This is a genomic window from Crenobacter sp. CS_VA4 (assembly GCF_055597485.1).
Map to the genome: position 1 here is coordinate 193,146 of NZ_JBVMAE010000005.1, position 23,488 is coordinate 216,633.

The window sequence follows — 23,488 nt, forward strand, 5'->3', positions numbered from 1 at the left end:
GACTCCTCCTTGGCTCGCGCCTTATGAGACTTATGTGATGCAAGCCTATGGCGGCAGAGGACATCTGGTAGTGACGGAACGGGACAAAATATCGATAATTAAGGACAAATAACAAGAGGGGGGGGGCGCGTATGACGCAATGGAACTTCGAGCGCAGCGTAACCAGCATGCGCATCATGGCGGAACTCGCCGCCGATCATGGTATGCCCCTACGGGCCAGCCTCGCTGGTACTGGCCTGCATGAGAACCAACTCGCCGATTCCGCTGTCGTGGTCAGTGGTCAGCAGGAGCTACGTTTGATCGGCAATTTGATCGAATACCTGGGCGAAGTCCCCGCTCTGGGGATCGAGGCGGGCAAGCGCTATCACTTCACCGCGTTCGGCGCTCTCGGTTTCGCGATGGTCAGTAGCCCCACCGCACGCGGTGCGCTGGATGTGGCCTTGCGATACTTTCACCTGACATTCGCCTTCACACGCTTTCTGGTGATGGATACAGACACCGAAACGCATATCACGGTGGACGATTCAGAGATCCCCGAGCCGTTGCGTCGTTTTATTGTCGAGCGAGATATCGCCGCCCTGATCGCCGTACAACGCGACCTGTTCTCCTCGGTGCCTGCGCTAAAAAGCCTGAGCTTCCGCTTTGCCACGCCCCCTTATGCTGATTTGTATGAGAAGTTCTTCGGCGTGCGATCTGTCTTTAGTGCCAGCAAAAACCTTGCGGTGATAGATCGGGCTAGTTTGCAGCTCCCGCTGCTTCAGGCCAACGAACTGGCGCTACACGCGGCGGAAGAACAGTGCCGCAAGCTACTGGACATCCGAAAAGTCCGAAGCAGGCTAGCCGCCTGTGTCCGTAACCGACTGATTGCTCATACGCCGTTGATGCCTAGCATGGAAGTGGTCGCCGCCGATCTGAACATAACGACGCGTACCCTTCGACGGCGGCTACTTGATGAAGGCACCACCTTTACCGAACTACGTGATGAAGTACGGCTTACGTTGGCCGAAGAATTCCTGTCAGGACCCTGGCTGTCAGTAGAACAGATCGCCGAGCGGCTCGGTTATGCTGAAGCCACGAGCTTCATTAATGCCTTCAAGCGATGGCGTGGTCGCACGCCACATGCGTTCCGCCTGTCCAGAGGTACATGATGGCAATTATGGGGGTATGGTGCGAGCGATCTGACCTAATCGAACCCAGTGACCGTTACCGTTAGGGCTACTCAAAAGAATCTCGTGTAGCGCAAAACGACTTTTCCGCCTTCCGGCCAGTTTCTTGCGCCCCATTCCTTATATGCATTCAGATAGGCCTGTTGTCCTTATCCTGCTGTGCATCAGTCCAGGTGACCTTCCCCCATTCAGTACACCACCAATAAGTTAGCTTTCTGGCGTTGTTGGGGGCGGTGTTGCTTCCGATACGTGGCCGGGTCAGGTAATTCAACGCACTGTGCGGTCGGGCGTGGTTAGAGTCCTGTCGCCAGTGTTCAATCGTTGCTCTGGCATCGTGCAAGCTGTGAAACACCGACTGGTTCAAGTCCTCCTCGCGCAGCCGGCCGTTAAAGCTCTCGATGAATGCATTCTCAACCGGTTGGCCAGGGCGAATGAACTGCAAGGTGACCCCGTGGCGATGGGCCCACTCATCCAATGCTCGGCTGGTGAGCCCCGGGCCATTGTCCATCTGAATCAATCTCGGGTGACGTCCACGGCAGCGCAAATTCTCCAGAACGCGTGCAACTCGCTTGCCTGACAGGGATGGTTCGCCTCGATCCAGGCCGCTTCCCGATTTCATGTGTCGGTGATGGCCAGCAAGCGAATCCGGCGACCGTTCCATAAGCTATCCGCCACAAAGTCCATCACCCAGCGTTGATCCAGCCCGTCGGTCAATGGCAGCACGACGCGCAAAGTGCTATTTATGTGCAGGGCAATGCATGTGTTTTGTGCAGTTTCGCTGAAAAACTTCCGATAAGTATAGTTATCGGAAAAATATTGCTCTAATTTGTAAATAAACAATGTAATACATAATATATGTATTATATGGAGTTGGCGGCTTGTGGTATGCTGCCGCGCTACAGGGAGGCGGCCGGAAGCGGCGGTTTTCAGTGGGTTGGCAACAGTGGCGCGCCTGCGCCCTTATGGACGGCAAACGGATGACGACGGATATCTACACACGGATTCGCCAGGTGGCGTACGAACTGGTCGGCGAGGGCGTCTGGCCGACGGTGGTCGAGGTGCGCAACCGTTTGGGCACCGGTTCGAACACCACGATCAACAACACCCTGAAGGGTTGGCGTCAGGATTTCCTGTCGCGGATGGCGCTGTCGTCGCGCCGGCCGGACTGGCCAAGCGGCCTGGCCGAAGCGTTCGAAGAAATCTGGCAGAAGGCGTGCGATGCGGCCGACGCGGAGCTGGCGACGGTGCGCAACGAGGCGCAGGCCGAGGTGGCGACGCTGCGTGAAGAGGCCGTGGCCTTAGGGCAGAGGTTGGCCGAAAGCGATGCGACACTGGTTTCGCTCGGACGCGAACTGGAGCTGAAAACCGGCCGCGTCGCCGAGCTCGAGCAGCGGCTGGCGGCCGAAGAGGCGCGCCGCGCTGCCCAGGACGACAATCTGGCGGCCTTGGCGGCCAGTCTCGAGGCGTCGCGCAAGCAGCTGGGCGACGTGCAGCGAGAGGCCGATGCGCGGGTCGGCGAGATCGAGGCGCGCACCGAGGAGCGGGTGCAGGCGGAAAAACAGGCGGCGGACAAGCGCGAGGCGCTCGCCTACGAGCGTCTGGAGGGTCTGCGCGTGCGGCTCTACGAGCAGATCGAAGACGAGCGCCAGGCGATGAAGCAGTCGGTCAAAAAGCTGGAGGACGAGCTCGCGCAGCAACGCCGCGACAGCGCCAAGATCGACACGGTATGGCGCGAACGGCTGGTTGAGCGCGAGCGTGAAAACGGCCGGCTCGGCGCCAAGGTCGAGGCGCTCGATGGGCGAGTGCTCGAGCTGCAGGCGGCGCTCGAGGTGGCCCGTCAGGATGCCGAGCGGGCCGGTGACCGCTTGCTGCAAGCCAGTGAGCAGCTGGGCGCGCTGCGAGCCGGCCGGCAGGGCTTGGCCGAGCGGCTGCGCACGGTGCTCGCTACGACGCTTTCGGCCAACCTTGCCGCGTTCGACGGGGCGGACGAGGGCGAGCGTTCGCACCACCTCGGGGTGCTGCTCGACGAAGCGCTCAGCCAGCTACCGGAAACAAGGGACTGAGCCGGGCGACGAGCGCCTCCAGATACTGGGCGTCGACCGCGTCGAAGCTGTCGAGCCGGGTCGAGTCGACGTCGAGCACGGCCACGACGCGGCCGGCCGCGTCGTGAATCGGTACGACGATTTCGGAGCGCGCCGCCGACGAGCAGGCGATGTGGCCGGGGAAGGCGTCGACGTCCGGCACCACTAGCGTGCGGTTTTCCGCCCAGGCGCTGCCGCAGACGCCGCGGCCGTGCGGGATGCGGGTGCAGGCGATCGGCCCCTGGAACGGCCCGAGCACCAGCTGCTCGCCCTTGACCAGGTAGAAGCCGGTCCACAGCCAGTCGAAGGTCGACGCCAGTGCGGCCGACAGGTTGGCGAGGGCGGCGATCAGGTCGGTCTCGCCGGCGATCAGCGCCTCTGCTTGTGGCAGTAGCGTCTGGTAGCGTTCGTCTTTGCTGCTACCTTCAATGATCAACGATTCAGCCATGGGTGTGCTTCCTGGTTCGACAAAGCGCACAGCCTAGCAAGCTGGCAGCCGGAGTCAACCAGAGCGTTTATCGGCCGGACATTTGGACTTAGAGCCGCTAACAAAACCCAGCGTAGTGATCCCGGCTGGGCGCTCTGCCGCAGACAGTACAAGGAGCACCATAAGGCAGAGCAACAACGCTGGGAGAGTTTGTTAGTGGCTCTTAGCGGCGGCGGACCCGGGTGTAGACCTCGACCTGCTGCACGTCCGGCAGCGCCTGTAGAGTGCGGGTCACGTAGTCGAGTTGCCGCCGTGAGGCGGCGCAGCCTTCGAGCCGGACGAAGCGGCGCTGCGAGGTCAGCCACAACGTGCTGCCGCGCAGTTTCGGTTTGTCCTGCAGCCGCTGTCGTGCCGCCTCGGCGATCTCTGGGTCGTAGGCATAGGCACTGGCGTAGCGGCATTCGTGGGAGAGATAGCAGCTGGTGCCGCGCTCGATGCGGTCGTGCGCCTGCGCGCGCATCTGGTCCTCGGTCAACAGCGGGCCGTCGGGGGCGGGGCAGTCGGGCAGGTCGGATGACAGCTGCACGATCGGCTCGTTGAACCAGTTATGCCGCTCGGCCGGCTCTGTCGGCCCGCAGGCGATGGCGAGTAGCAATCCGGTTGCCAACAGCGGCCAGCAGTGGCGTGGCATGGCGAATCCTCGACGGTGCCCGACCCCGATGGCCGCGACTTGCTAGCGTTATAGTGGCTACCGAGTGGCAAGGCGCCCGGGCTCGCGAAAGCCGGCGCAACGGCCAATAACATTTCTCGTCACCTTGACCGAGCAAGAAAAACGGCCCGCAATTTGCGGGCCGTTGGCATTGGTGGTTCTGGTTGCAGACGGCGTAACGGGCGCGTGGCGAGTTCAGGCGGCGAGCAGCGCCTTCAGTGCGCTTACCAGCGCGGCGCACTCGGCATCGGTGCCGACGCTGATGCGCAAGTACTGCTCGATCCGAGGTAGGCGGAAGTGGCGCACGATGATGGCGCGCTCACGCAGTGCACTGGCCAGCGTCGCGGCATCGTGCTCGGGGTGTCGGGCAAACACGAAGTTGGCCGCCGACGGCAGCACCTCGAAGCCGAGGCCGGTCAATTCGCCGACCAGCGTCTCGCGGCTGGCGATCACCGCCTGGCAGGTCTGCTGGAAGTACGCCTCGTCGTCGAAAGAGGCTGCGGCGCCGGCGATGGCGAGCCGGTCGAGCGGGTAGGAGTTGAAGCTGTTCTTCACCCGCTCCAGCGCCTCAATCAGCGCCGGGTGGCCGATGGCAAAGCCGACGCGCAGCCCGGCGAGCGAGCGCGACTTGGACAGCGTCTGCACCACCAGCAGGTTCGGATAGCGTTTGACCAGCGGGATCGCGCTGTCGCCGCCGAAATCGATATAGGCCTCGTCGATCACCACCACTTGGTCAGGGTGTTCGTTCAGCAGCGCTTCGATCGCTTCGCGCGCCAGCTGGCGGCCGGTTGGGGCGTTCGGGTTCGGGAAAATGATCGCGCCGCAGGCTTGGCGGTAATCCTCGGTGCGGATTTCCAGTGCGTCGGTCAGCGCGACGGTGCGGTAGTCGATGCCGTAGAGCCCGCAGTACACCGGGTAGAAGCTGTAGGTGATGTCCGGGAACAGCAGCGGGGCGTAGTGCTTCAGTAGTGCCTGGAAGGCGTGCGCCAGTACCTCGTCCGAACCGTTGCCGACAAATACCTCGTCCGGGCTGACCTTATGGTAGGCGGCGATCGTCGTCTTCAGTCGTTCGGCATTCGGGTCCGGGTAGAGGCGCAGTGTGTCGGCGATCTCGCCCTCGAGCGCGGCCAGCACCTTTGGCGACGGGCCGTAGGGGTTTTCGTTGGTGTTGAGTTTGATCAGTTTGGTGAGCTTGGGTTGCTCGCCGGGGACGTACGGGGTCAGGTCGTGGACGACGGGGCTCCAGAAGCGGCTCATGGCGGTCGGTCGGGTGGGGTTGGCAGATGGCGCTATTTTACGGTCTTTGAACCGACCGTGGTTGATAGACGGCGCAAGGTCAAGAAAAAGCCCGGCGCTTGGCCGGGCGTGTTCTGGCTGCGAGAGACTCGCGAGCCTTGTTACATCATGTGCTGACCACCGTTGATCGCGAAGTCGGCGCCGGTGACAAAACCGGCGATGTCCGAGGCCAGGTAGTTGACCAGGCCGGCGATCTCTTCCGGCTTGCCGAGGCGGCCGACCGGGATCTGCGCGACGATCTTGTTGCGGACGTCTTCCGGTACGGCCATCACCATTTCGGTGCCGATGTAGCCCGGCGAGATGGTGTTGACGGTAACGCCTTTCTTCGCCACTTCCTGCGCCAGCGCCATGGTGAAGCCGTGCATACCGGCCTTGGCGGCGGAGTAGTTGGTCTGGCCGAACTGGCCCTTCTGGCCGTTGATCGACGAGATGTTGACCACCCGGCCGAAGCCGCGCTCGAGCATGCTGTCTACCACCGGCTTGGTGACGTTGAACACCGAGTTGAGGTTGGTGTTGATCACGGCATCCCAGGCAGCCTTGTCGAGCTTCTTGAAGCTGGCGTCGCGGGTGATGCCGGCGTTGTTGACCAAAACGTCGATCGGGCCGACTTCCTGCTGGATCTGGGCGATGACAGTCTGGCAGGCGTCGTAGTCGGTGACATCCAGCTGATAGGCATGAACGTCAAGGTCGAGGCCCTTCATGTCGGACAGCCATGCTTGATCCTTGCCGGGCTTGCTGTAGGTGGTGACGACGGTGTGGCCGGTTTCAGCCAGTGCACGGCAAATGGCGGTGCCGATGCCGCCCATTCCGCCGGTAACCAGAGCGATGCGTTTGATCATACTGTGTCTCCTTGGTTTCTTGTAGTCAGCGTGGTACAGCGTAGCGTTAGCCCGTTATGGTTTTCTTACAAGAATATGTCCGTGCTGTGACTTTGTAAATATTCCAAAGGAATTAATTTAAACAGTTGGTTTAATGCCAAGAATTTTTATAAAAAACGACCGCTTGCTGAGCGGCCGTTTTGCGTAGATTCAGCTGGACAACTCGTTGGTCAGCCGTTGTAGAAACGCCAGTCGGGCTGGCCGGATTTCGCCGCTTTCGGCCGCTGCCTTGATCGCGCAGCCGGGCTCCTGGCGGTGGCTGCAATTGTGGAAACGGCACTGGCCGATGTAGGGGCGCATGTCCGGCAGGTAGTGCACCAGGTCGGTCGCCTTCAGGTGCTTCAGGCCGAATTCCTGCAGGCCGGGCGAGTCGATCAGGTGACTGCTGTCATCCAGATGGTAGAGCGCGGCGTGGGTGGTGGTGTGCCGGCCGGAGTCGAGCGCTTCGGAGATGTCGGCGACGCGGGCGTTGGCGTCGGGTAGCAGTGCGTTGGTCAGCGTCGACTTGCCCATGCCCGATTGGCCGACAAACACGCTAGTCTGACCGTCCAGCAGCGGGAGCAGCGGCGTGATGTCTTGTTTGGCCGATAGCAGGATCACCGTGTAACCGAGCGAGCGATACGCTTCGAGCCGGTCGAGCCAGATTGCTGTTTCCGGTAGGTCGGTCTTGTTGACGACGATCACCGGGTCGATGTCGGCCGCTTCGGCCGCCACCAGGCCGCGATTGAGCAGCTCTTCGCTCGGTGTCGGCACCGCGGCGGTGACGAACAGGATGCGGCTGACGTTGGCCGCGATCAGCTTGGTGCGCCACTCGTCCTGACGATAAAGCAGGCTGTGGCGGTCGTGGTAGTTCTCGATCACCGCCTGTTCGCGGTTCTGCACCAGGATGTCGACGAAGTCGCCGCAGGCGTAATCGACTCGTTTGCCGCGGGTGGTGCAGTCGTAGGTATCGCCGTCCGCTTCGACGATGAAGCGGCGGCCGTAGCTCTTGACGATCTGGCCGTGTTTTTTCATGCAGCCGGCCGCTGGGTCAGCGCTTCGGCCTTGGCGGCACAGATGAAGTCGTTCAGCGTCAATGCGCCGGCGTCATGGCTGGAGAAGCGCACCACCACGCGGTTGTAGTGCACCGACAGATCAGGGTGGTGGTCTTCTTGGTGGGCGATCCAGGCCAGTGCGTTCACGAACGCCATTACTTCATGGTAATTGGTGAACTTGAAGGTCTTTACCAGCTCGATGCCTTCGGCCTGCCACTCGGGCAGGGTGGCGAGCAGCTGCTGGCGGGTGGCGTCGGCTAGCGGGGAGCGCATATGTTCGGTGGAACAGCGCAGCGAAGTCAGATTCATGGTCGGGCTCCTTTCAGGTGGGCGATCCGCAGCGCGGCCGGCGGGTGCGAATCGTAGAACGCCGAATGCAAGGGGTCGGGCGTCAGCGTCGAGGCGTTGTCGCGGTACAGCTTGGTCAGCGCGTGGATCAGTTCGCCGGCGTCGGTTTCCTGGGCGGCAAACTCGTCCGCCTGGTATTCGTGGCGGCGCGACATCAGGCTGGACAGCGGTGTCAGCGGGAAGGTGAACGCCGGCACCGCCATGAAGAACAGCACCAGTGCCATCGCGGTCGACGGCGTGGCGACGCCGAGGCCCTGGTAGAACCACGGCGCGTCGATCAACAGGCCGAGCACGAACAGGAAGCCGAGCGACAGCGCGAAGGTCAGCACCATCCGTTGGGTGATGTGCTTGAGCTTGAAGTGACCGAGCTCGTGCGCCAGCACCGCCTCGATCTCGGCCGGGGTCAGCTGTTTCAGCAAGGTGTCGAAGAACACGATGCGCTTGGCGGCGCCGAAGCCGGTGAAGTAGGCATTGCCGTGACTGGAGCGTTTCGAGCCGTCCATCACGAACACGCCGCGCGAGGTGAAGCCGGTGCGGGTCAATAGCGCCTCGATGCGCTGCTTCAGCGACGCGTCGTCGAGCGGGCTGAACTTGTTGAATAGCGGCGCGATCACCGTCGGGTAGAGCAGTAGCATCAACAGGCTGATGCCGGTCCAGGCCAGCCATACCCACAGCCACCAGGCGCTGCCCATCTTGGCCATCAGCCATAGCACCAGCGCCAGGATCGGCAGGCCGAGCGCCGCCGACAGCAGCACGCCGCGCAGCAGATCGGTGATGAACAGCTTCGGGGTGATCTTGTTGAAACCGTAGCGCGCCTCGATGCCGAAGGTGGTGACGATGGTGAACGGCAACGACACCAGACCGCTGACCACCGTGACACTGGCGACCAGCGCCAGGCCATGGGCGATGTCGCCGCTGAATAGCTTGGCCGAAAGCTGCCATAGCCATTCCAGCCCGCCGCCCAGCGTCAAGAGCAGGATCAGCACGGTGTCGACCACCGCATGGCTCATGCCGAGCCGGGTCTTGGCGACAGTATAGTCGGCGGCCTTTTGGTGGTCGGACAGGGGGATTTCACCGGCAAACTCGGCAGGCACCGTGTGGCGGTGGGCGCGGACATGGGTGATCTGGCGGCTGGCGAGCCACAGGCGCAGCACCAGAGTGACGGCCAGCGCAATCAGGAACAACAGGGTCAGGGTAGTGGCCATATGCGGGGGGAAGTGGGCAGAGCGTTTGCCGCCAGACCTTCATTCACGGAAAATAGCGGCATTTAGTAGAGAACGGCAAGTATGGCACAAGATCAAAACAACCTCATCTGGCTCGACATGGAAATGACCGGGCTGAACCCGGACACCGACCGCATCATCGAAGTGGCGATGATCGTCACCGATAGTCAGCTCAACATCGTGGCCGAGTCGCCGGTGCTGGTGGTTCACCAAGCGGACGCGGTGCTCGACGCGATGGACGACTGGAACAAGAACACCCACGGCAAGACCGGCCTGATCGACAAGGTAAAGGCGTCGACGCTCAACGAGACCGACGCCGAGGCGCAGCTGTTGGCATTCATGGAACAGTACGTACCGTCGCGCACCACGCCGATGTGCGGCAACACCATCCATCAGGATCGCCGCTTCATGGCGCGCTGGATGCCGAAGCTGGAAGCCTACTTCCACTATCGCAACATCGACGTGTCGACGCTGAAGGAGTTGGCCAAGCGCTGGAAGCCGGAAGTGGCCAAGGGCGTGGTGAAGAAGGGCAAGCACGAGGCTCTGGCCGACATCATCGAGTCGATCGAGGAGATGAAGTACTACCGCGAGAACTTCCTCAAGCTGTAAGAAGTTGCCCTCAACGCTACTGCGCGGGCGTGATCTCGGGTTGGGCGGTCGGCGTGCGAATCTATTGATTTGCTCAGCGATCAGGAATCCTCATGTACTCCAGTACATTCCGGTTCCTGCGCTCCGTCCGCCCCTCGCTGACGCCCGCTCGCTACGCTTTAGATGGCAACAGATGGCAACTTCTGAGGCCCGCTAGTACCGCGCAGGGTCATGACGACGCGGTGCAGCCAGACTATCATTGCCGATTTTTTTCAGGACACTGTCACGCCCCGATGGCCGCGATCCGCTACAACGACATCAATACCACCCCGGTCTGGGGCAAGCTGCACCAGCACCAGCGCGCCACCCGGCACCTGCACATGCGCGACCTGTTCGCGCAGGAGCCGGACCGCTTCGCCCGGATGAGCCTCGAGTTCGATGGTCTGCTGCTCGACTACTCGAAGAACCGCCTCACCGAGCGCACGCTGGGCCTGTTGATCGAGTTGGCCGAAACAGCCGACTTGGCCGGCTGGATGCAGCGGATGCGCGGCGGCGAGCGGATCAACGTCAGCGAGGATAGGGCGGTGCTGCACGCCGCGTTGCGCCTGCCGCGTTCGGCCAGCCTTGTCGTTGATGGTATCGATGTGGTGCCGCAGGTGCACGAAGTGCTCGACCGCGCCTATGCCTTTGCCGAGGCGGTGCGCGCCGGCCGCTGGCTAGGCTACACTGGCCGGCGTATCACCGACGTGGTCAATCTCGGCATCGGCGGCTCGGACCTGGGGCCGTTGATGGTGCACGAGGCGCTGGCTCCGTATCTGCACCCGACGCTGAAGGTTCACTTCGTCTCCAACGTCGACGGTGCGCATATCGCCCGTACGCTGCAGCAGCTCGACCCGGCAACCACGCTGTTCATCGTCGCGTCGAAGTCGTTCACCACGCCCGAGACCCGGCTCAACGCCGAGGCGGCGCGGAACTGGTTCCTGCAGAGCGCCGGCGAGGCCGACATCGCCAAGCATTTCGTCGCGGTGTCGACTAACCGTCAGGCGGTGGTGGCGTTCGGCATCGATCCGGCCAATATGTTCCCGTTCTGGGACTGGGTCGGTGGCCGTTACTCGACCTGGTCGGCGATCGGTCTGCCGGTGATGCTGGCGATCGGCCCCGAGCGTTTCGCCGAATTCCTGGCCGGCGGCCACGCGATGGACGAGCATTTCTTCAGCGCGCCGTTTGCGGCCAATATGCCGGTGCTGATGGCGCTGATCGGCGTCTGGTACAACACCTTCTACGGCGCGCACACTCACGCGATCATGCCGTACGACCACGGCCTGCGCCGCCTGCCGGCGCATATCCAGCAGCTCGACATGGAGTCGAACGGCAAGCAGGTCGGCCGTTTCGGCGAAAAGCTCGACTTCGACACCGGCCCGGTGATCTGGGGCGAGGAGGGGGTGAACAGCCAGCACGCGTTCTTCCAGCTCTTGCACCAGGGCACTCGGCTGGTGCCGAGCGATTTCATCATTCCGATGAACAGCCATTACCCGGTCGACCAGCAGCACGCGGTGCTGGTCGCCAACGGTTTTGCCCAGACCGAGGCGCTGATGCGCGGCAAGAACGAGGCCGAGGCGCTGGCCGAGCTGGCGAAGCTGGATTTGACCGGCGAAGAGATCGACATGCTGCTGCCGCAGAAGCTGTTCCCGGGCAACCAGCCGTCGAACATGCTGGCGATCGACAAGCTGACGCCGACGACGCTCGGCATGCTGCTGGCTCTGTACGAGCATAAGGTGTTCGTGCAGGGTGTGATCTGGGGGATCAATTCCTTCGACCAGTGGGGTGTCGAGTACGGCAAGCAGCTGGCTGCGAAGATCCTGCCGCAGCTGAGCGATGCGGAAACGCTGTCGCACGACGCGTCGACTAACGGGCTGATCGCCCACTTCCGGAGCCGTCATGAAAAGCTTGGCTGAACAACTGGGCGAGAAACTGTTGACGCGCGGCGAGCGCGTCACCGCGGCCGAATCCTGCACCGGCGGGCTGATCGCCGGGGCGATTACCGATGTGGCCGGCAGCTCCAACTGGTTCGACATGGGCTTTGTCACCTATAGCAACGCCGCCAAGCAGCAACTGCTCGGTGTGGCGGCCACGACGTTGGCCGAACACGGCGCGGTCAGCGAGGCGACGGTGCGCGAGATGGCGGCCGGTGCGCAGCGCGCGGCCGGGGTCGACTGGGCGGTGGCGGTGTCCGGTGTGGCCGGGCCGGGCGGCGGAAGTGCCGAGAAGCCGGTCGGGCTGGTCTGGTTTGCCCTGGCTGGCCCGGCCGGGCTGAGTCGTGCCTTCGTGCGCCGCTTCGACGGCGACCGAGCCGCGGTACGGCGCCAGACTGTCGATGCGGCGCTGGCGGCGCTGCTGGTGGAAATCGACGCGACGCCGTTGACGGCCTGATCGTGTCGGGAAAATGAAAAGGGCGGCCCGCGGGTCGCCCTTTTTTCATGGTTGGATGTCGCTACGGGGTACCGTCGTCGGCCGATGCGTCCTGCCGGGGCTCCGACTTGCGCGCGCGCGGATGTGCGGTGTCATACACCTGGGCCAGGTGCTGGAAGTCCAGGCTGGTATAGATCTGCGTGGTCGACAGGTTGGCGTGGCCGAGCAGCTCCTGCACCGCGCGCAGGTCGCTCGACGACTGCAGCAGGTGGCTGGCGAAGCTGTGGCGCAGCATGTGCGGCGAGACGTGTCGGTCGCTACCAGTCTGGATCGCCCAGCGCGCCAGCCGTTTCTCGATCTGCCGGCCGCCTAGTCGTGTGCCGCTCCGGCCGGTGAACAGCGCGGTTTCGCCGTCGCTGGCGTTGCGTTGTGTCAGCCAGCCGCGCAGCGCATCGTCGGCCTGTTGGCCGATCGGCACCAGCCGTTCCTTGTTGCCCTTGCCGCTGACCCGCACCAGCCGTTCGGCCAAGTCGACGTCGCCGACGTCGAGCCGTACCAGTTCGGTCAGGCGCAGGCCGGATGAGTAGAGCAGCTCGAACATCGCCCGATCGCGACAGGTCAGCGAGGTCTCTTCGGCCAACTCGGCGTCGAGCAGCTGTTGCGCGGCGTCGACCGGCAGCGCTTTGGGCAGGCGGTGGCCGCTCTTCGGTGGGCGAACGCCGGTGCAGGGGTTGGCCGACGCCAGCTCACGGTCGATCAGGCAATCGTACAGGCCACGCCAGGCCGACAGCATTCGCGACAGACTGCGCCCGTCGAGGCCGCCGCCATGCAAACGCGCCAGCGCGTGGCGGATGTCGCGATTGACGAGCTGGGTTGGTATACGTGCGCCGGCCAGCTCGGCCAGTCGCTGGATGTCGCGCCGGTAGGCGGCGCGGGTGGCGTCGCTGCGCCCGGACAGCGCCAAGGCGTTATCGAAGGTGGCGAGCGCCGCGTCCCAGTTCATTAGCGCCGGCCTCGCGCCATCTGCATCAGCCGCTCGAATAGCTGGATGTCCTGCTCGTTTTTCAGCAGCGCGCCGGCCAGCGGCGGCAATTCGCCCTTGCTGCGGCCTTCGGCCAACGTTGCCGGGCTGATCGCCTCGCGGGTCAGCAGCTTGAGCCAGTCGAGCAGCTCCGAGGTGGTCGGGCGCTTCTTCAGGCCGGTCAGCTCGCGCAGGCCGAGGAACACTTCGAGCGCCTCGCGCGCCAGCGCGCTCTCCAGCCTCGGATAGTGCAGGTCGACGATGTCCTGCAGGGTGTCGCGATCCGGGAAGCGGATGTAGTGGAAGAAGCAGCGGCGCAGGAAAGCGTCCGGCAGTTCCTTCTCGTTGTTCGAGGTGGTCAGGATGATCGGCCGCACCCGGGCGCGCACGAATTCCTGCGTCTCATGCACGAAGAACTCCATCTGGTCGAGCTCGCGCAAGAGGTCGTTGGGGAACTCGATGTCGGCCTTGTCGATCTCGTCGATCAACAGCACCGGCGCCACGTCCATCTCGAACGCCTGCCACAGCTTGCCCTTGACGATGTAGTTGCGGATGTCGTGCACCCGCGCGTCGCCCAGTTGCGAGTCGCGCAGCCGCGACACCGCGTCGTAGTCGTACAGGCCGTGCTGCGCCTTGGTGGTCGACTTGATCGGCCAGACGATCAGCTCGCGGCCGAGTGAGCGGGCGATCTCTTCGGCCAACATGGTCTTGCCGGTGCCCGGCTCGCCCTTGACGAGCAGCGGGCGCTCCAGCGTGATGGCGGCGTTGACGGCCAGCATCAGGTCGTCGCTGGCGACGTAACGGTCGGTGCCGTGAAAGCGGGTGGTCATCGTGTCAGCCCTAATTGTTGTTTTGTGGGTTATCAACAGCAAAAAGCCGCCCGGGCGCGGTGCGCGGACGGCTGTCATCGCAAGCAGAAAGCTTACGGTTTGACGAATTCGTTTTCCAGATCGTCGAGCGAGATCGACCAGCTCTCCATCATGTAGCGCAGCACGGCCATTTCCTGTTCGCTGATGGTGTCGTCCGATTTGCACAGGTCAATCGCCAGGGCACAGACCAGCACGCGCTTGTGGCGGTCGGTGATGTCCTCAAGCAGGGTGTCGATGCGCTCGCGGTTGATCAGGTGGATGGCGCCGCTTTCCGGGTCGGCCTCGTCGGTGAGGTCATTGCAGTAGTCGACCAGCACCTGCATGAATTTCTTGCGACTGATGCCGAGGACGTCGTAGGCGTGCAAGAGGTCCAGGCTATCGATTTCTCGTGGGTCCATATTGCCGTCGGCGATCATGAACATGGCGAGCAGGCGGGCCAGGGCCTCGGGGCTGTTGGATGGGTAATTCTTCATGTTGGCATTCCTTCGTGAGCTGGCGCCAGGCGCGCGACAAAGGCCGACGGAGTGCGGCTGATCTGTCGTGCGGCGTAATCAAAAAACACCATACCGGTCTTGAGGCGGGCGACCTCGCGGTCGTCGGCTGTTCGAGTCACATGGTAAAGCAATTCGAAGCTGGAGCGGCCGATTTCACCCAGTGCCAGTGCAAAGCGCAAGCGCTCTCCCTGGAACGCCTCGGCACGGTACACCACCGCGGCGTCGGCCATGATCAGGCCGCGGCCTTCCACGTCGAGCTCGCTGTAGCCGTAAGACTGCAAGAAGCGCAACCGCGCCTCGTGCGCCAGGCGCAGCAGGGCGTCGTTGCCGAGGTGGCCGCCGTAGTTCAGATCGCCGACTCGCACCGACAGTTCGGTGTGGAACAGCCAGTGTTCCGGTAGCGTGATTTCGACGCGGGCCATGGCGCCTCCGTTCATGAATGTCATGCAGTCTAATCACAGTCTTAATCTGCATCAACCACGTGAGGCGGGGCATTTGATAGACTGAAATCGTCGAGTCCGAGTCCATACGAAGGAGAGGTCGAATATGTACCAGCGAATTTTTGTTCCGGTAGACGATAGCGAAACCTCGAACCTGGCGTTGACCGAGGCTTGCAAGCTGGCCAAGGAAGTGGGCGCATCGGTGCGGCTGGTCCATGTGGTGGACTTGGCTCAGTTTGGCTGGGGCGGTACCGAGTTTCTCGATGCCTCCGAGTTGCAGAAGTCGATCAAGCATGCGGGCGAACAGGTGCTCGGCCAGGCCGAAGAGCAGGCTAAGGCGCAGGGCTTGTCGCCGGAAACCAAGATACTGGAAAGCTGGGGTGACAAGATCGCCTCGGTGTTGCTCGACGATGCACGGGACTGGAAGGCGGACCTGGTGGTGATGGGGACGCACGGCTGGAGCGGCTTGATGCATCTGTTGATGGGTAGCGTGGCCGAAGGCTTGCTCAAGAAGGCGACCGTGCCGGTATTGCTGATCCGTAATCCGGAAGAGAGCTGATGGGAGTGGTATTGTCGGCCGGCGTGGATGAGCTGTGCGGCCAGCGAGAGGGAGCGGCTAGTTCACCCGTGGGAACTGGCCGTCATGATTTTGGGCGGTACAACAGACGCAAGAAGGGCGTTGCTCACTGAGGCCAGCTTGGCCGGTCGCCCGTGAACAACGCCCTTGGCGGAGACGGCTGCTTACAGATTGCCGGCTGTTTCGCCCATGCTGCCTTCTTCGGTTTCCAGCTTGGCGCGAACCGCCTTGCGCAGACTCTTGTACAAGTCCGGATGGGTCTCTTTCAGGTACTCGACGATTTCGAAGTCCTCGCGTTTGACTTTGCTCAGATCGATCTGCTCGACATGCACCAGGCGCAGCAGTTCACGCACCGGTTTGGGCATGTTGCGGCCGCTTTCATAGCGGGAGCCGCCCGATTGGGTCACGCCGATGCGGCTCCAGAATTCCTGCTGGTTCAGGCCGAGTTTGCGGCGGATTTCGCGCGGGTTCGTGATCTTTTCAAAGAGCTTCATAATTTCCTCTCGATCTATTAAAGGCGTTAATTGATTTTATGTGTCGTTTTTATGCGTCGTATTGACGTTCTAAATATAGCAAGTAATCCATTTGGGATTACCTAGAGTGCATGACTGCACCGAAAGTTCCCATGTCGATCTCCGTCTGAATAGATATTAGCTTATCCTAATGGATAAAGACAAGAGAATATTTCGTAGGTCGTCGCAAAATATCACAAATGGGTCGAAAAATCATAAAACAAAGCCGCCTTGTCGGAGGCCAAGGCGGCTTTGTTCTGAATTGGGGTGGCGAGCCCGACCCCCGGCACTTGCGCTGAACGGCTGTGGCTGCTTCCTTCCGGACCTGACCAGGTTGACCGCGTCGCAATGCGGGGAGACCCGCCATAGAGAGCGGCATACTAACGGATTCGACTCGCTTTGCCAAGCGAGCCGCCGACTTTTGCTCGGGTTTTCTTGAGTATGGAGGGGCGAGGCGCTGCCGGGCAAGGGTGGTAGACTGGATTTTTGCCAGTAACTAAGGGGTTGCAAGGTGCCGAACATGGAAATTCGCCAACTGCTCAGCCGCCTGGTGGCTTTCGATACCACCAGTCGGTACTCCAACCGTGCGCTGATCGACTGGGTGGTCGATTACCTGGCTGAGCTGGGTGTCCCGGCGCAGTTGAGTTTCAGCGAGGATGGCCAGAAGGCCAACCTGTTCGCGCGGGTCGGCCCGGCCGACGTGCCGGCGATCGTGTTGTCGGGCCACACCGACGTGGTGCCGGTGGACGGTCAGGCGTGGAGCAGCGAACCGTTCCAGGTGGTGGAGCACGGCGGCCGTCTGTACGGCCGCGGCACGGCGGACATGAAAGGCTTCATCGCCTGCGCGCTGGCGCTGTTGCCCGAGGCGGTGGCGCGGGCAGCGCGCGGCGAACTGGCGGTGCCGCTGGCGCTGGCCTTGAGCTATGACGAAGAAGTCGGTTGTCTGGGCGTGCACACGCTGGTGGCCGATCTAAAACGGCGCGGCGAAAAGATCGCCGGCTGTATCATCGGCGAGTTTACCTCGATGCAGCCGGTGATCGCCCACAAGGGCATCGCCCACTATAAGGTACGCGTGCGCGGGCGCGAGGCGCATTCGTCGCTGACGCCGCTCGGGGTGAACGCGATCGAGTATGCGGCGCGGCTGATCACCTTCGTGCGCGAGCTGGCCGATCGCGAGGCGAGCGCCGGCCGGCAGGTGGCGCTCTACGATGTGCCGTATACCACGCTGCAGACCGGGCTGGTGCAGGGCGGCATCGCCGGCAACATCGTGCCGCGCGATTGCGAGTTCCTGGTCGAGTGCCGCTGGTTGCCGGGCGAGCGGCACGAACGGTTCATCGAGGCGCTGGAAGGTGAGGCCGAACGGCTGCTGGAGGAGATGCGCAAGGTGGCAGCGGAAGTGTCGATCACCATCGAGAACGTCGTCCACTGTCCGGCGTTCGAGGTGGACGCGGGCAGTGAGGTGTATCGGCACGTGGCCGAGCTGTGCAATCACGCGGCGGGCAGCGGGGTGGCGTACGCGACCGAGGCCGGGGTGTTCCAGCAGGCCGGCATCCCGGCGGTAGTGTGCGGGCCCGGCTCGGTCCGCGAGGCGCACCGTCCGGACGAGTACGTCGAGATCGCGCAGCTGCAAGCGTGCTCGGCGTGGATGCAGCGGCTGCTGGATAGGTTGAGCCAGCCAAAACAATGAATTGCCAAAACGGGTAAGTGCCGCATTTTTTAATGCACTTGGCAAGTAAAGATTGTTTGTCATGAAAATTGGCCGAGGGGCCGGGTGAGGGTGCGGAGGGGCGAGTAGCGAGGGCACAAATCGGCTGCAAAAAGTGCTTGGCGCGGCGCGCAAATGGCCGCAGAATCCCCGCCCTTCTGGCCCGCACCGGCGGGTCTTGGGGCAGTCGCCGGGTCGCTGATCGTGGCCGGTAGCGCTGCGCTGCTTAGGACACTCTTCATGAGCAAGCTCGATTCTTCAGTGGCCGTTGCCAAGCGCGACGGCTTTTCCTCCAGCTTCGGCGTACTCGCGGCCACGCTCGGTTCCGCGGTCGGCCTCGGCAATATCTGGAAGTTTCCCTACCTGACCGGTGCCAACGGCGGTGCCGGCTTCCTGCTGGTCTACGTGCTGGCGACCCTGCTGGTCGGCCTGCCGGTGATGATCGCGGAGATCATGCTCGGTCGCAAAGCCAAGACCGACACCGTCGGCACCTTCAAGCAGCTGGCGCCGGGCACGCCGTGGTGGCTGATCGGCGGCTTCGGCGTGCTGGCGGCGTTTCTGATCATGGCGTTCTATTCGGAAGTGGCCGCCTGGGTGCTGGCCTATGTGTTCAAGTCGATTGCCGGCAGTGCGCTGTCGAGCGACCCGGCGCACACCTCGGCCGCGTTCGGCCAACTGATTCACGACCCGATCCAGTCGCTATTGTGGCAGTGGGCGGTGCTGGTGCTGATCGGCGGCATCCTGCTGATGGGCGTATCGAAGGGCATCGAGGCGGTGACCAAGAGGCTGATGCCGCTGCTGTTCATCCTGCTGGTGGTGGTCGGCGTGCGCAGCCTACTGCTGCCGGGCGCCAGCGAAGGTCTGCGTTTCCTGTTCCAGCCGGATTTCTCCAAGATCACCGCCGGCGTGGTGTTGACCGCGATGGGGCTGGCGTTCTTCAAGCTGTCGATCGGGATGGGCACCATGCTGACCTACGGCAGCTACTTCCGCGATGATCAGAACGTGCCGGCCACCGCGCTGCGGGTGATGACTGCCGACCTGTTCGTGTCGATGCTGGCCGGCATCGCGATCTTCCCGGCGGTGTTCGCGTTCGGCTTCAAGCCGGAAGCCGGTCCGTCGCTGCTGTTCATCACCATCCCGGCAGTGTTTGCCAACATGCCGTTCGGCCATCTGTTCATGGTGGTGTTCTTCGTGCTGACCGCTATCGCGGCCACCGGTGCGATGCTGTCGATCCTGGAGGTGCCGGTGTCGGTGCTGAGCGAGCGCTTCGGCTGGAGCCGCACCAAGGCAACCGTGTGGACACTGCTGGCGCTGGTGGTGATCGGCGCCGCGGCCGCACTGTCGGGCAGCGTGCTGGCCGGCTTCAAGCTGTTCGGGATGACGATGTTCGACCTGTTCGACTATCTGACCTCGAACGTGTTGATGCCGGTCGGCGGCATCATGCTGTGCCTGTTCACCGGGTGGGTGTGGGGGCCGAAGCGCTTTCGCGATGCGTTGTCGAACGGCGGCACGCTCGCCAACCAGCGGCTGCTGGGGGCATTGTTCCAGGTGACGCGCTGGGTGTCGCCGCTGCTGATCCTGGTGGTGATGCTGAAGGGGCTTGGTGTCTTCTAAATTTCCGCCGGTTATATGGCTTGGCCGCAACAGGCGCCGTCGCGACGGCGCCTGTTGTTTTATGGGCGTCGGCATGGTTTTGCGCCCGTGCCGAGCCGCGCGTCGTGCGGTGCTCATGATAGACTGTGGGCACACTATTCATCGTTGGGCGGTGACCGGGCCAGGGTGTCCCGAGACGCCGCCTGTTCTGCAAAGCAAATGGAGCCCCGCATGACTTCTTCGATCTTCGCCGCCGTGGAAATGGCGCCGCGCGACCCGATTCTTGGCCTGAACGAGGCGTTCAACGCCGACACCCGTGCTACCAAGGTGAACCTGGGCGTGGGCGTCTACTACGACGACAACGGCAAGATCCCGCTCTTGGCTGCCGTGAAGACCGCCGAGAGAACCCGTCTGGAAACCATGCCGCCGCGCGGCTATCAGCCGATCGAAGGCCCGGCCGCCTACGACCAGGCGGTACAGCAGCTGCTGCTCGGCGCCGACAGTGAACTCTTGGCCGCCGGCCGCGTGGTGACCGCGCAGGCCCTGGGCGGTACCGGTGCGCTGAAGATCGGCGCCGACTTCCTGAAACGCCTGAACCCGACCGCCAAGGTCTACATCAGCGACCCGAGCTGGGAAAACCACCGCGCGCTGTTCGAGTCGGCCGGTTTCGAGGTGGAAAACTACCCGTACTACGACGCGGCAACCCGCGGCGTGAACTTTGCCGGCATGAAGTCGTTCCTGCAGGGCCTGGCGGCCGGCTCGGTGATCGTGCTGCACGCCTGCTGCCACAACCCGACCGGCGCCGACCTGTCCGACGCGCAGTGGGCCGAAGTGGTCGAGGTATGCCGTGAGAAGGGCCTGGTGCCGTTCCTCGACATGGCCTACCAGGGCTTTGCCGACGGCATCGAAGCCGACGCGGTGGCGGTGCGCCAGTTCGCGGCCTCGGGCTTGCAGTTCTTCGTGTCGAGCTCGTTCTCGAAGAGCTTCTCGCTGTACGGCGAGCGCGTTGGCGCGCTGTCGGTGGTGACCGCCTCGAAGGAAGAGTCGGCCCGCGTGCTGTCGCAACTGAAGCGCGTGATTCGCACCAACTACTCCAACCCGCCGATCCACGGCGCCGCCGTGGTCGCCGCCGTGCTGTCGAGCCCGGAACTGCGTCAGCTGTGGGAAGACGAGCTGGCCGGCATGCGCGACCGCATCCGCGCGATGCGCACCGGTCTCGTGGAGCAGCTGAAGGCCAAGGGTGTCGCGCAGGACTTCTCGTTCGTGGTGGCGCAGCGCGGCATGTTCTCGTACACCGGGCTGTCTGCCGCCCAGGTCGAGGTGCTGAAGAACGAGTTCGGCATCTACGCCGTGTCGACCGGCCGTATCTGCCTGGCTGCACTCAACAGCGGCAACATCGGCTACGTGGCCGAGTCGATCGCTCAGGTCGTGAAGGCCTAAGTCCGACTCTCGGCTCCGCCTAGTAAAAGCCCCGCTTCGGCGGGGTTTTTTGTTGCCGGAACGGCGTGTCGGTGCACCATTTCGGGACCGCGTGTCGCTGTTGCACGGAAACGGTGCGTTCGCCCGGCGGTACAGTCCCCTCGTCATGGCTCTTTGATCGGATGGTGGCTGGCATGCTTCCTGCATGGTGCCTTGCCAAACAGTTCAGATCTAAGGGGGAAGGAATGCTGCAGAGTCAGCGAATGGCGTTGAGTCCTGCCGAGCGGCGCTGGCTGCCGTGGCGGGGGAAAACCGGCAAGTTGGCGATGCGCCGCGCCTGCTGGCTGAATCGCGATCGCTATCCCGCGCTGGAGAGTACCTTCGACAGCTTTGCCCGTACCCGTGTCGCTATCCTCAACCGGTGGGCCGAGCAGCTCTGGCAGGGGGTGGCCGGCGCCGCCGAGCGCTTGGCGGCGTTGCCGCCCGAGCAGTACCCGCAGGCGCTGGCCGCGCAGTTGGCCGAACTGCCGGACGTGACCGAGCTGTTCGTGCTGGCGGCGGATAACGGCGTGCTCGCTTCAAGCGCTGCACGGCGGGTGGGGCAACCTGGGTCGAGCAAGAACGCGCTCGGGCGCGGGCTGGAGCAGCCTTTTCTCTTCGGCCCGTACCGCGATCCCGACACGCTGGCGCTCGGTCCGCGCAGCTCGCGCTTTCACGATGCGGTTACCTTGCTGTTCTTCCAGCCGCTGCACCACGGTTCGGTCAAGCTGGGCTGCCTGTGCGCCCGGGTGCCCAACGACGTGTTGGGCGACCTGATCCAGCGCGAGGCCGGGCATATTTTCCATGAGTCGGGTGACAACTACCTGTTTATGGTGGAGTCGCGCTTCGACCCGGGTATAGCACCAGGTACCGCACTGTCACGCTCGCGCTTCGAGGACCGCACCTTCAGCGGTGGCGACAACCTGAAGGACGGCGTGCGCACCGCCTTCGGCACGGTGCGGGTGCGCGAGCATACCGAATTCGAACTGCAGTTCAACGACCCGGCGACCGGCCAGTTGCATCCGGGGGTGCGCGAGACGATCCGTCACGGCGAGAATCTGTTCGTCGCCTACCCAGGCTATGCCGACTACCGGCACATCCCGGTAGTCGGTAAGGGAATGACCTTCCGGTTGCTCGGCTCGCCCGATACCTGGGGTATGATGTGCGAAGCCGACCTTGAGGAGGTGTACCGCTATCGCTCGATCAGCTACCGCTTGATGGGGGGCTTTGCCGCAGTGCAGGTGCTGTTGGGCGGCATCGGCTGGGCGACGCAAGCGCTACTGCAGCCGGAAGCATGGCAGATGGCCTTGGTACAGCTGGGCTTGCTGGGCGCCGGCGCATTGGGGTTTCGCCAGCTGTTCACCCGGCCGCTGGCGCTGCGCCTGCGCGGCGTGTCGGGAATGGTGCGCAACATCGCCGAAGGCGACGGCAACCTGACGCTGCGCATCGACCGCTCCCGGCTGACGTCGGACGAAACCGGGGTGATGGCGCAGTGGGTCAACAGCCTAATCGACCACCTCGATACCACCCTGGGGCAGGTGATTCACGTCAGCCAGGTGCTGGCGCGGCACAACCAGGCGATGGCCGAACACAATGCCTCGACCACCGTGGCCGGCGGTCAGGTTCTCAGTACGGTGGAGCGTACCCGGGCCGGACTCGAACGGCAGCAGGGCACGCTTGACGAGGCCAGCAACAACGCGGGCAGCATGCAGGGCGCGATGGACGAGCAGCAACGGGGCGCCAAGCGGCAGTTCGAAGAGGTCAGCGCGCGGACGCTGACCATCCGGGAAACGGTGGGCACGGCGGCGCACACCATCGAAATGCTTGGGGAGAGCACTCAGGAAATCGGGCTGGTGGTGGGCCTGATCCAGGAGGTCGCCAAGCAGACCAATCTGCTGGCGCTCAACGCGGCGATCGAGGCGGCGCGCGCCGGTGAGTCGGGGCGGGGTTTCGCCGTCGTGGCGGACGAAGTGAGAAAGCTTGCCGAGCGGACCCGGCTGTCCACGCAGGAAATCGACGCGATGATCCAGCGGGTGCAGGGTCAGGCGGGTGACGCGGTCCGTACCATGCAGGCGGGCATGCGGCATCTGGAGGAGGGGCTGCGCTTGGCCGAAGCGTCCGTGGGCGAGAACGTCGAGGTGCAGCGCATCGTGCAGAGCCTGATCGCCACCATCGAACAGCTGGCCGACGCCGGTCGGGCGCAGGCCGACGAGACCGGTGTGATCGGGGTGGTGGCGCAGTCGATGCAACTCGCACAGCAGAGCCTGTCGCAGAGCGTCGATCAGACGCGTCACACCATCGGTCGCCTGGGCGTGCTGGCCGGCAAGTTCCGGGTCAGCAGCGAAGCGCCCGCCTAGGTGCTGAGCGCGGTTCGGCCAACCTTAGTTGCTGCTCAGCCGCCGCACTACCAGCCGCAGTGCCCCGTCTTCGAGGCGCAGGTCGGCCAGGGCGAAGCGTTCGGCCAGCGCTCGACCGGATCGACGCGCTCCAGCCAGCGCTGTAGCGCGTCGATCCGGTCGAGTGCGACGAGCAGCTGCTCGCCGTCCAGTCGCAGCCACGGCAGGTCTTTCAGGAGTTGTCGTAGCAGCTGCCGTCCGACCCGGCTGTCGAGGCGGCCGAGCAGGGTGCCGTTCACGACGCGGCGCAGTCGCGACGGCGAG

At 63.5% G+C, this 23,488-nt stretch carries 25 protein-coding genes and 2 other RNA genes; 11 read left to right on the plus strand and 16 right to left on the minus strand.

Going from position 1 to position 23,488, the window contains the following annotated elements:
* Positions 1–131: 131 nt before the first annotated feature.
* Positions 132–1,148 (plus strand): AraC family transcriptional regulator, encoded by a 1,017-nt coding sequence (locus ACZ2IA_RS06880; protein ID WP_470291828.1) that lies wholly within the window; start codon positions 132–134, stop codon positions 1,146–1,148.
* A gap of 148 nt (positions 1,149–1,296) precedes the next feature.
* Here the strand turns inward: ACZ2IA_RS06880 and ACZ2IA_RS06885 are convergent, their stop codons facing one another.
* Together ACZ2IA_RS06885 and ACZ2IA_RS06890 are read right to left on the minus strand one after the other, a co-directional pair.
* Positions 1,297–1,827, minus strand: coding sequence for an integrase core domain-containing protein (locus ACZ2IA_RS06885; RefSeq protein WP_470291829.1), 531 nt, complete (start codon positions 1,825–1,827; stop codon positions 1,297–1,299).
* The gene (locus ACZ2IA_RS06890; protein ID WP_470291883.1) at positions 1,782–2,006 is read right to left on the minus strand and encodes a hypothetical protein; all 225 of its coding nucleotides are present in this window, start codon (positions 2,004–2,006) and stop codon (positions 1,782–1,784) included. The genes ACZ2IA_RS06885 and ACZ2IA_RS06890 overlap by 46 nt, the downstream gene beginning before the upstream one ends.
* 137 nt (positions 2,007–2,143) lie before the next feature.
* On the opposite strand from ACZ2IA_RS06890, the gene ACZ2IA_RS06895 reads away from it, so the two are divergent.
* The gene (locus ACZ2IA_RS06895) at positions 2,144–3,229 is read left to right on the plus strand and encodes a DNA-binding protein (protein ID WP_470291830.1); all 1,086 of its coding nucleotides are present in this window, start codon (positions 2,144–2,146) and stop codon (positions 3,227–3,229) included.
* Here the strand turns inward: ACZ2IA_RS06895 and ACZ2IA_RS06900 are convergent.
* The 7 genes from ACZ2IA_RS06900 to ACZ2IA_RS06930 form a co-directional block, all read right to left on the minus strand.
* Positions 3,201–3,695 (minus strand): GAF domain-containing protein, encoded by a 495-nt coding sequence (locus ACZ2IA_RS06900; RefSeq protein WP_470291831.1) that lies wholly within the window; start codon positions 3,693–3,695, stop codon positions 3,201–3,203. The two genes, ACZ2IA_RS06895 and ACZ2IA_RS06900, sit on opposite strands and share 29 nt — an antisense overlap.
* A 202-nt stretch (positions 3,696–3,897) precedes the next feature.
* On the minus strand, positions 3,898–4,365 hold the full coding sequence (locus ACZ2IA_RS06905) for a BON domain-containing protein (RefSeq protein ID WP_470291832.1): 468 nt from the start codon (positions 4,363–4,365) through the stop codon (positions 3,898–3,900).
* 213 nt (positions 4,366–4,578) lie between these two features.
* On the minus strand, positions 4,579–5,640 hold the full coding sequence (hisC, locus tag ACZ2IA_RS06910; RefSeq protein WP_470291833.1) for a histidinol-phosphate transaminase: 1,062 nt from the start codon (positions 5,638–5,640) through the stop codon (positions 4,579–4,581).
* A 140-nt stretch (positions 5,641–5,780) separates the two neighbouring features.
* Positions 5,781–6,518: a beta-ketoacyl-ACP reductase gene (locus ACZ2IA_RS06915; protein WP_470291834.1), complete on the minus strand. Its 738-nt coding sequence runs from the start codon at positions 6,516–6,518 to the stop codon at positions 5,781–5,783.
* A 189-nt stretch (positions 6,519–6,707) separates the two neighbouring features.
* A complete protein-coding gene (gene rsgA / locus ACZ2IA_RS06920) occupies positions 6,708–7,571 on the minus strand; it encodes a ribosome small subunit-dependent GTPase A (protein ID WP_470291835.1) in 864 nt (287 codons plus the stop codon).
* Positions 7,568–7,900 (minus strand): 4a-hydroxytetrahydrobiopterin dehydratase, encoded by a 333-nt coding sequence (locus ACZ2IA_RS06925; protein WP_470291836.1) that lies wholly within the window; start codon positions 7,898–7,900, stop codon positions 7,568–7,570. The genes rsgA and ACZ2IA_RS06925 overlap by 4 nt, the downstream gene beginning before the upstream one ends.
* Entirely contained in the window at positions 7,897–9,144 is a 1,248-nt protein-coding gene (locus tag ACZ2IA_RS06930; protein ID WP_470291837.1) for a M48 family metallopeptidase, read from the minus strand. The genes ACZ2IA_RS06925 and ACZ2IA_RS06930 overlap by 4 nt, the downstream gene beginning before the upstream one ends.
* Before the next feature lie 81 nt (positions 9,145–9,225).
* On the opposite strand from ACZ2IA_RS06930, the gene orn reads away from it, so the two are divergent.
* The 4 genes from orn to ACZ2IA_RS06950 all read left to right on the plus strand — a co-directional run bounded on the left by orn (position 9,226) and on the right by ACZ2IA_RS06950 (position 12,180).
* Positions 9,226–9,771 carry an oligoribonuclease gene (gene orn, locus ACZ2IA_RS06935; protein WP_470291838.1) on the plus strand — a complete coding sequence of 182 codons (546 nt, stop codon included), beginning with the start codon at positions 9,226–9,228 and terminating at the stop codon, positions 9,769–9,771.
* Between the two features lie 92 nt (positions 9,772–9,863).
* Positions 9,864–9,939, plus strand: a non-coding RNA gene (locus tag ACZ2IA_RS06940) — sX9 sRNA.
* Between the two features lie 104 nt (positions 9,940–10,043).
* On the plus strand, positions 10,044–11,705 hold the full coding sequence (pgi, locus tag ACZ2IA_RS06945; RefSeq protein ID WP_470291839.1) for a glucose-6-phosphate isomerase: 1,662 nt from the start codon (positions 10,044–10,046) through the stop codon (positions 11,703–11,705).
* Positions 11,689–12,180, plus strand: a complete 492-nt coding sequence (locus ACZ2IA_RS06950; RefSeq protein WP_470291840.1) for a CinA family protein — start codon at positions 11,689–11,691, stop codon at positions 12,178–12,180. The genes pgi and ACZ2IA_RS06950 overlap by 17 nt, the downstream gene beginning before the upstream one ends.
* Before the next feature lie 61 nt (positions 12,181–12,241).
* Here the strand turns inward: ACZ2IA_RS06950 and xerC are convergent, their stop codons facing one another.
* From xerC to ACZ2IA_RS06970, 4 genes are all read right to left on the minus strand, one after another.
* Positions 12,242–13,162, minus strand: a complete 921-nt coding sequence (xerC, locus tag ACZ2IA_RS06955) for a tyrosine recombinase XerC (protein WP_470291841.1) — start codon at positions 13,160–13,162, stop codon at positions 12,242–12,244.
* Positions 13,162–14,010 carry an AAA family ATPase gene (locus ACZ2IA_RS06960; protein ID WP_470291842.1) on the minus strand — a complete coding sequence of 283 codons (849 nt, stop codon included), beginning with the start codon at positions 14,008–14,010 and terminating at the stop codon, positions 13,162–13,164. Before ACZ2IA_RS06960 ends, xerC begins: the two co-directional genes overlap by 1 nt.
* 92 nt (positions 14,011–14,102) lie before the next feature.
* Complete coding sequence (locus ACZ2IA_RS06965; protein ID WP_470291843.1) at positions 14,103–14,522, minus strand: hypothetical protein; 420 nt, start codon at positions 14,520–14,522, stop codon at positions 14,103–14,105.
* Positions 14,519–14,965 carry an acyl-CoA thioesterase gene (locus tag ACZ2IA_RS06970; RefSeq protein ID WP_470291844.1) on the minus strand — a complete coding sequence of 149 codons (447 nt, stop codon included), beginning with the start codon at positions 14,963–14,965 and terminating at the stop codon, positions 14,519–14,521. Before ACZ2IA_RS06970 ends, ACZ2IA_RS06965 begins: the two co-directional genes overlap by 4 nt.
* Before the next feature lie 124 nt (positions 14,966–15,089).
* Here ACZ2IA_RS06970 and ACZ2IA_RS06975 point away from each other — a divergent pair, with 124 nt between their 5' ends.
* Positions 15,090–15,542: a universal stress protein gene (locus ACZ2IA_RS06975; protein ID WP_470291845.1), complete on the plus strand. Its 453-nt coding sequence runs from the start codon at positions 15,090–15,092 to the stop codon at positions 15,540–15,542.
* A gap of 182 nt (positions 15,543–15,724) precedes the next feature.
* On the opposite strand, the gene ACZ2IA_RS06980 is transcribed toward ACZ2IA_RS06975, so the two are convergent.
* Both ACZ2IA_RS06980 and ffs read right to left on the minus strand, forming a co-directional pair.
* A complete protein-coding gene (locus ACZ2IA_RS06980; protein WP_470291846.1) occupies positions 15,725–16,054 on the minus strand; it encodes a helix-turn-helix domain-containing protein in 330 nt (109 codons plus the stop codon).
* Between the two features lie 284 nt (positions 16,055–16,338).
* Positions 16,339–16,437: signal recognition particle sRNA small type (gene ffs, locus ACZ2IA_RS06985), an RNA gene on the minus strand.
* Between the two features lie 155 nt (positions 16,438–16,592).
* Here ffs and argE point away from each other — a divergent pair.
* The 4 genes from argE to ACZ2IA_RS07005 all read left to right on the plus strand — a co-directional run bounded on the left by argE (position 16,593) and on the right by ACZ2IA_RS07005 (position 23,185).
* A complete protein-coding gene (gene argE / locus ACZ2IA_RS06990) occupies positions 16,593–17,759 on the plus strand; it encodes an acetylornithine deacetylase (RefSeq protein ID WP_470291847.1) in 1,167 nt (388 codons plus the stop codon).
* A 258-nt stretch (positions 17,760–18,017) separates the two neighbouring features.
* Complete coding sequence (locus ACZ2IA_RS06995; RefSeq protein WP_470291848.1) at positions 18,018–19,391, plus strand: sodium-dependent transporter; 1,374 nt, start codon at positions 18,018–18,020, stop codon at positions 19,389–19,391.
* Positions 19,392–19,601: 210 nt separating this feature from the next.
* Complete coding sequence (locus tag ACZ2IA_RS07000) at positions 19,602–20,810, plus strand: amino acid aminotransferase (RefSeq protein ID WP_470291849.1); 1,209 nt, start codon at positions 19,602–19,604, stop codon at positions 20,808–20,810.
* Between the two features lie 242 nt (positions 20,811–21,052).
* Positions 21,053–23,185 (plus strand): methyl-accepting chemotaxis protein, encoded by a 2,133-nt coding sequence (locus tag ACZ2IA_RS07005; protein ID WP_470291850.1) that lies wholly within the window; start codon positions 21,053–21,055, stop codon positions 23,183–23,185.
* A 47-nt stretch (positions 23,186–23,232) separates the two neighbouring features.
* Here the strand turns inward: ACZ2IA_RS07005 and ACZ2IA_RS07010 are convergent, their stop codons facing one another.
* Positions 23,233–23,463: a hypothetical protein gene (locus ACZ2IA_RS07010; RefSeq protein WP_470291851.1), complete on the minus strand. Its 231-nt coding sequence runs from the start codon at positions 23,461–23,463 to the stop codon at positions 23,233–23,235.
* Positions 23,464–23,488: the final 25 nt, after the last annotated feature.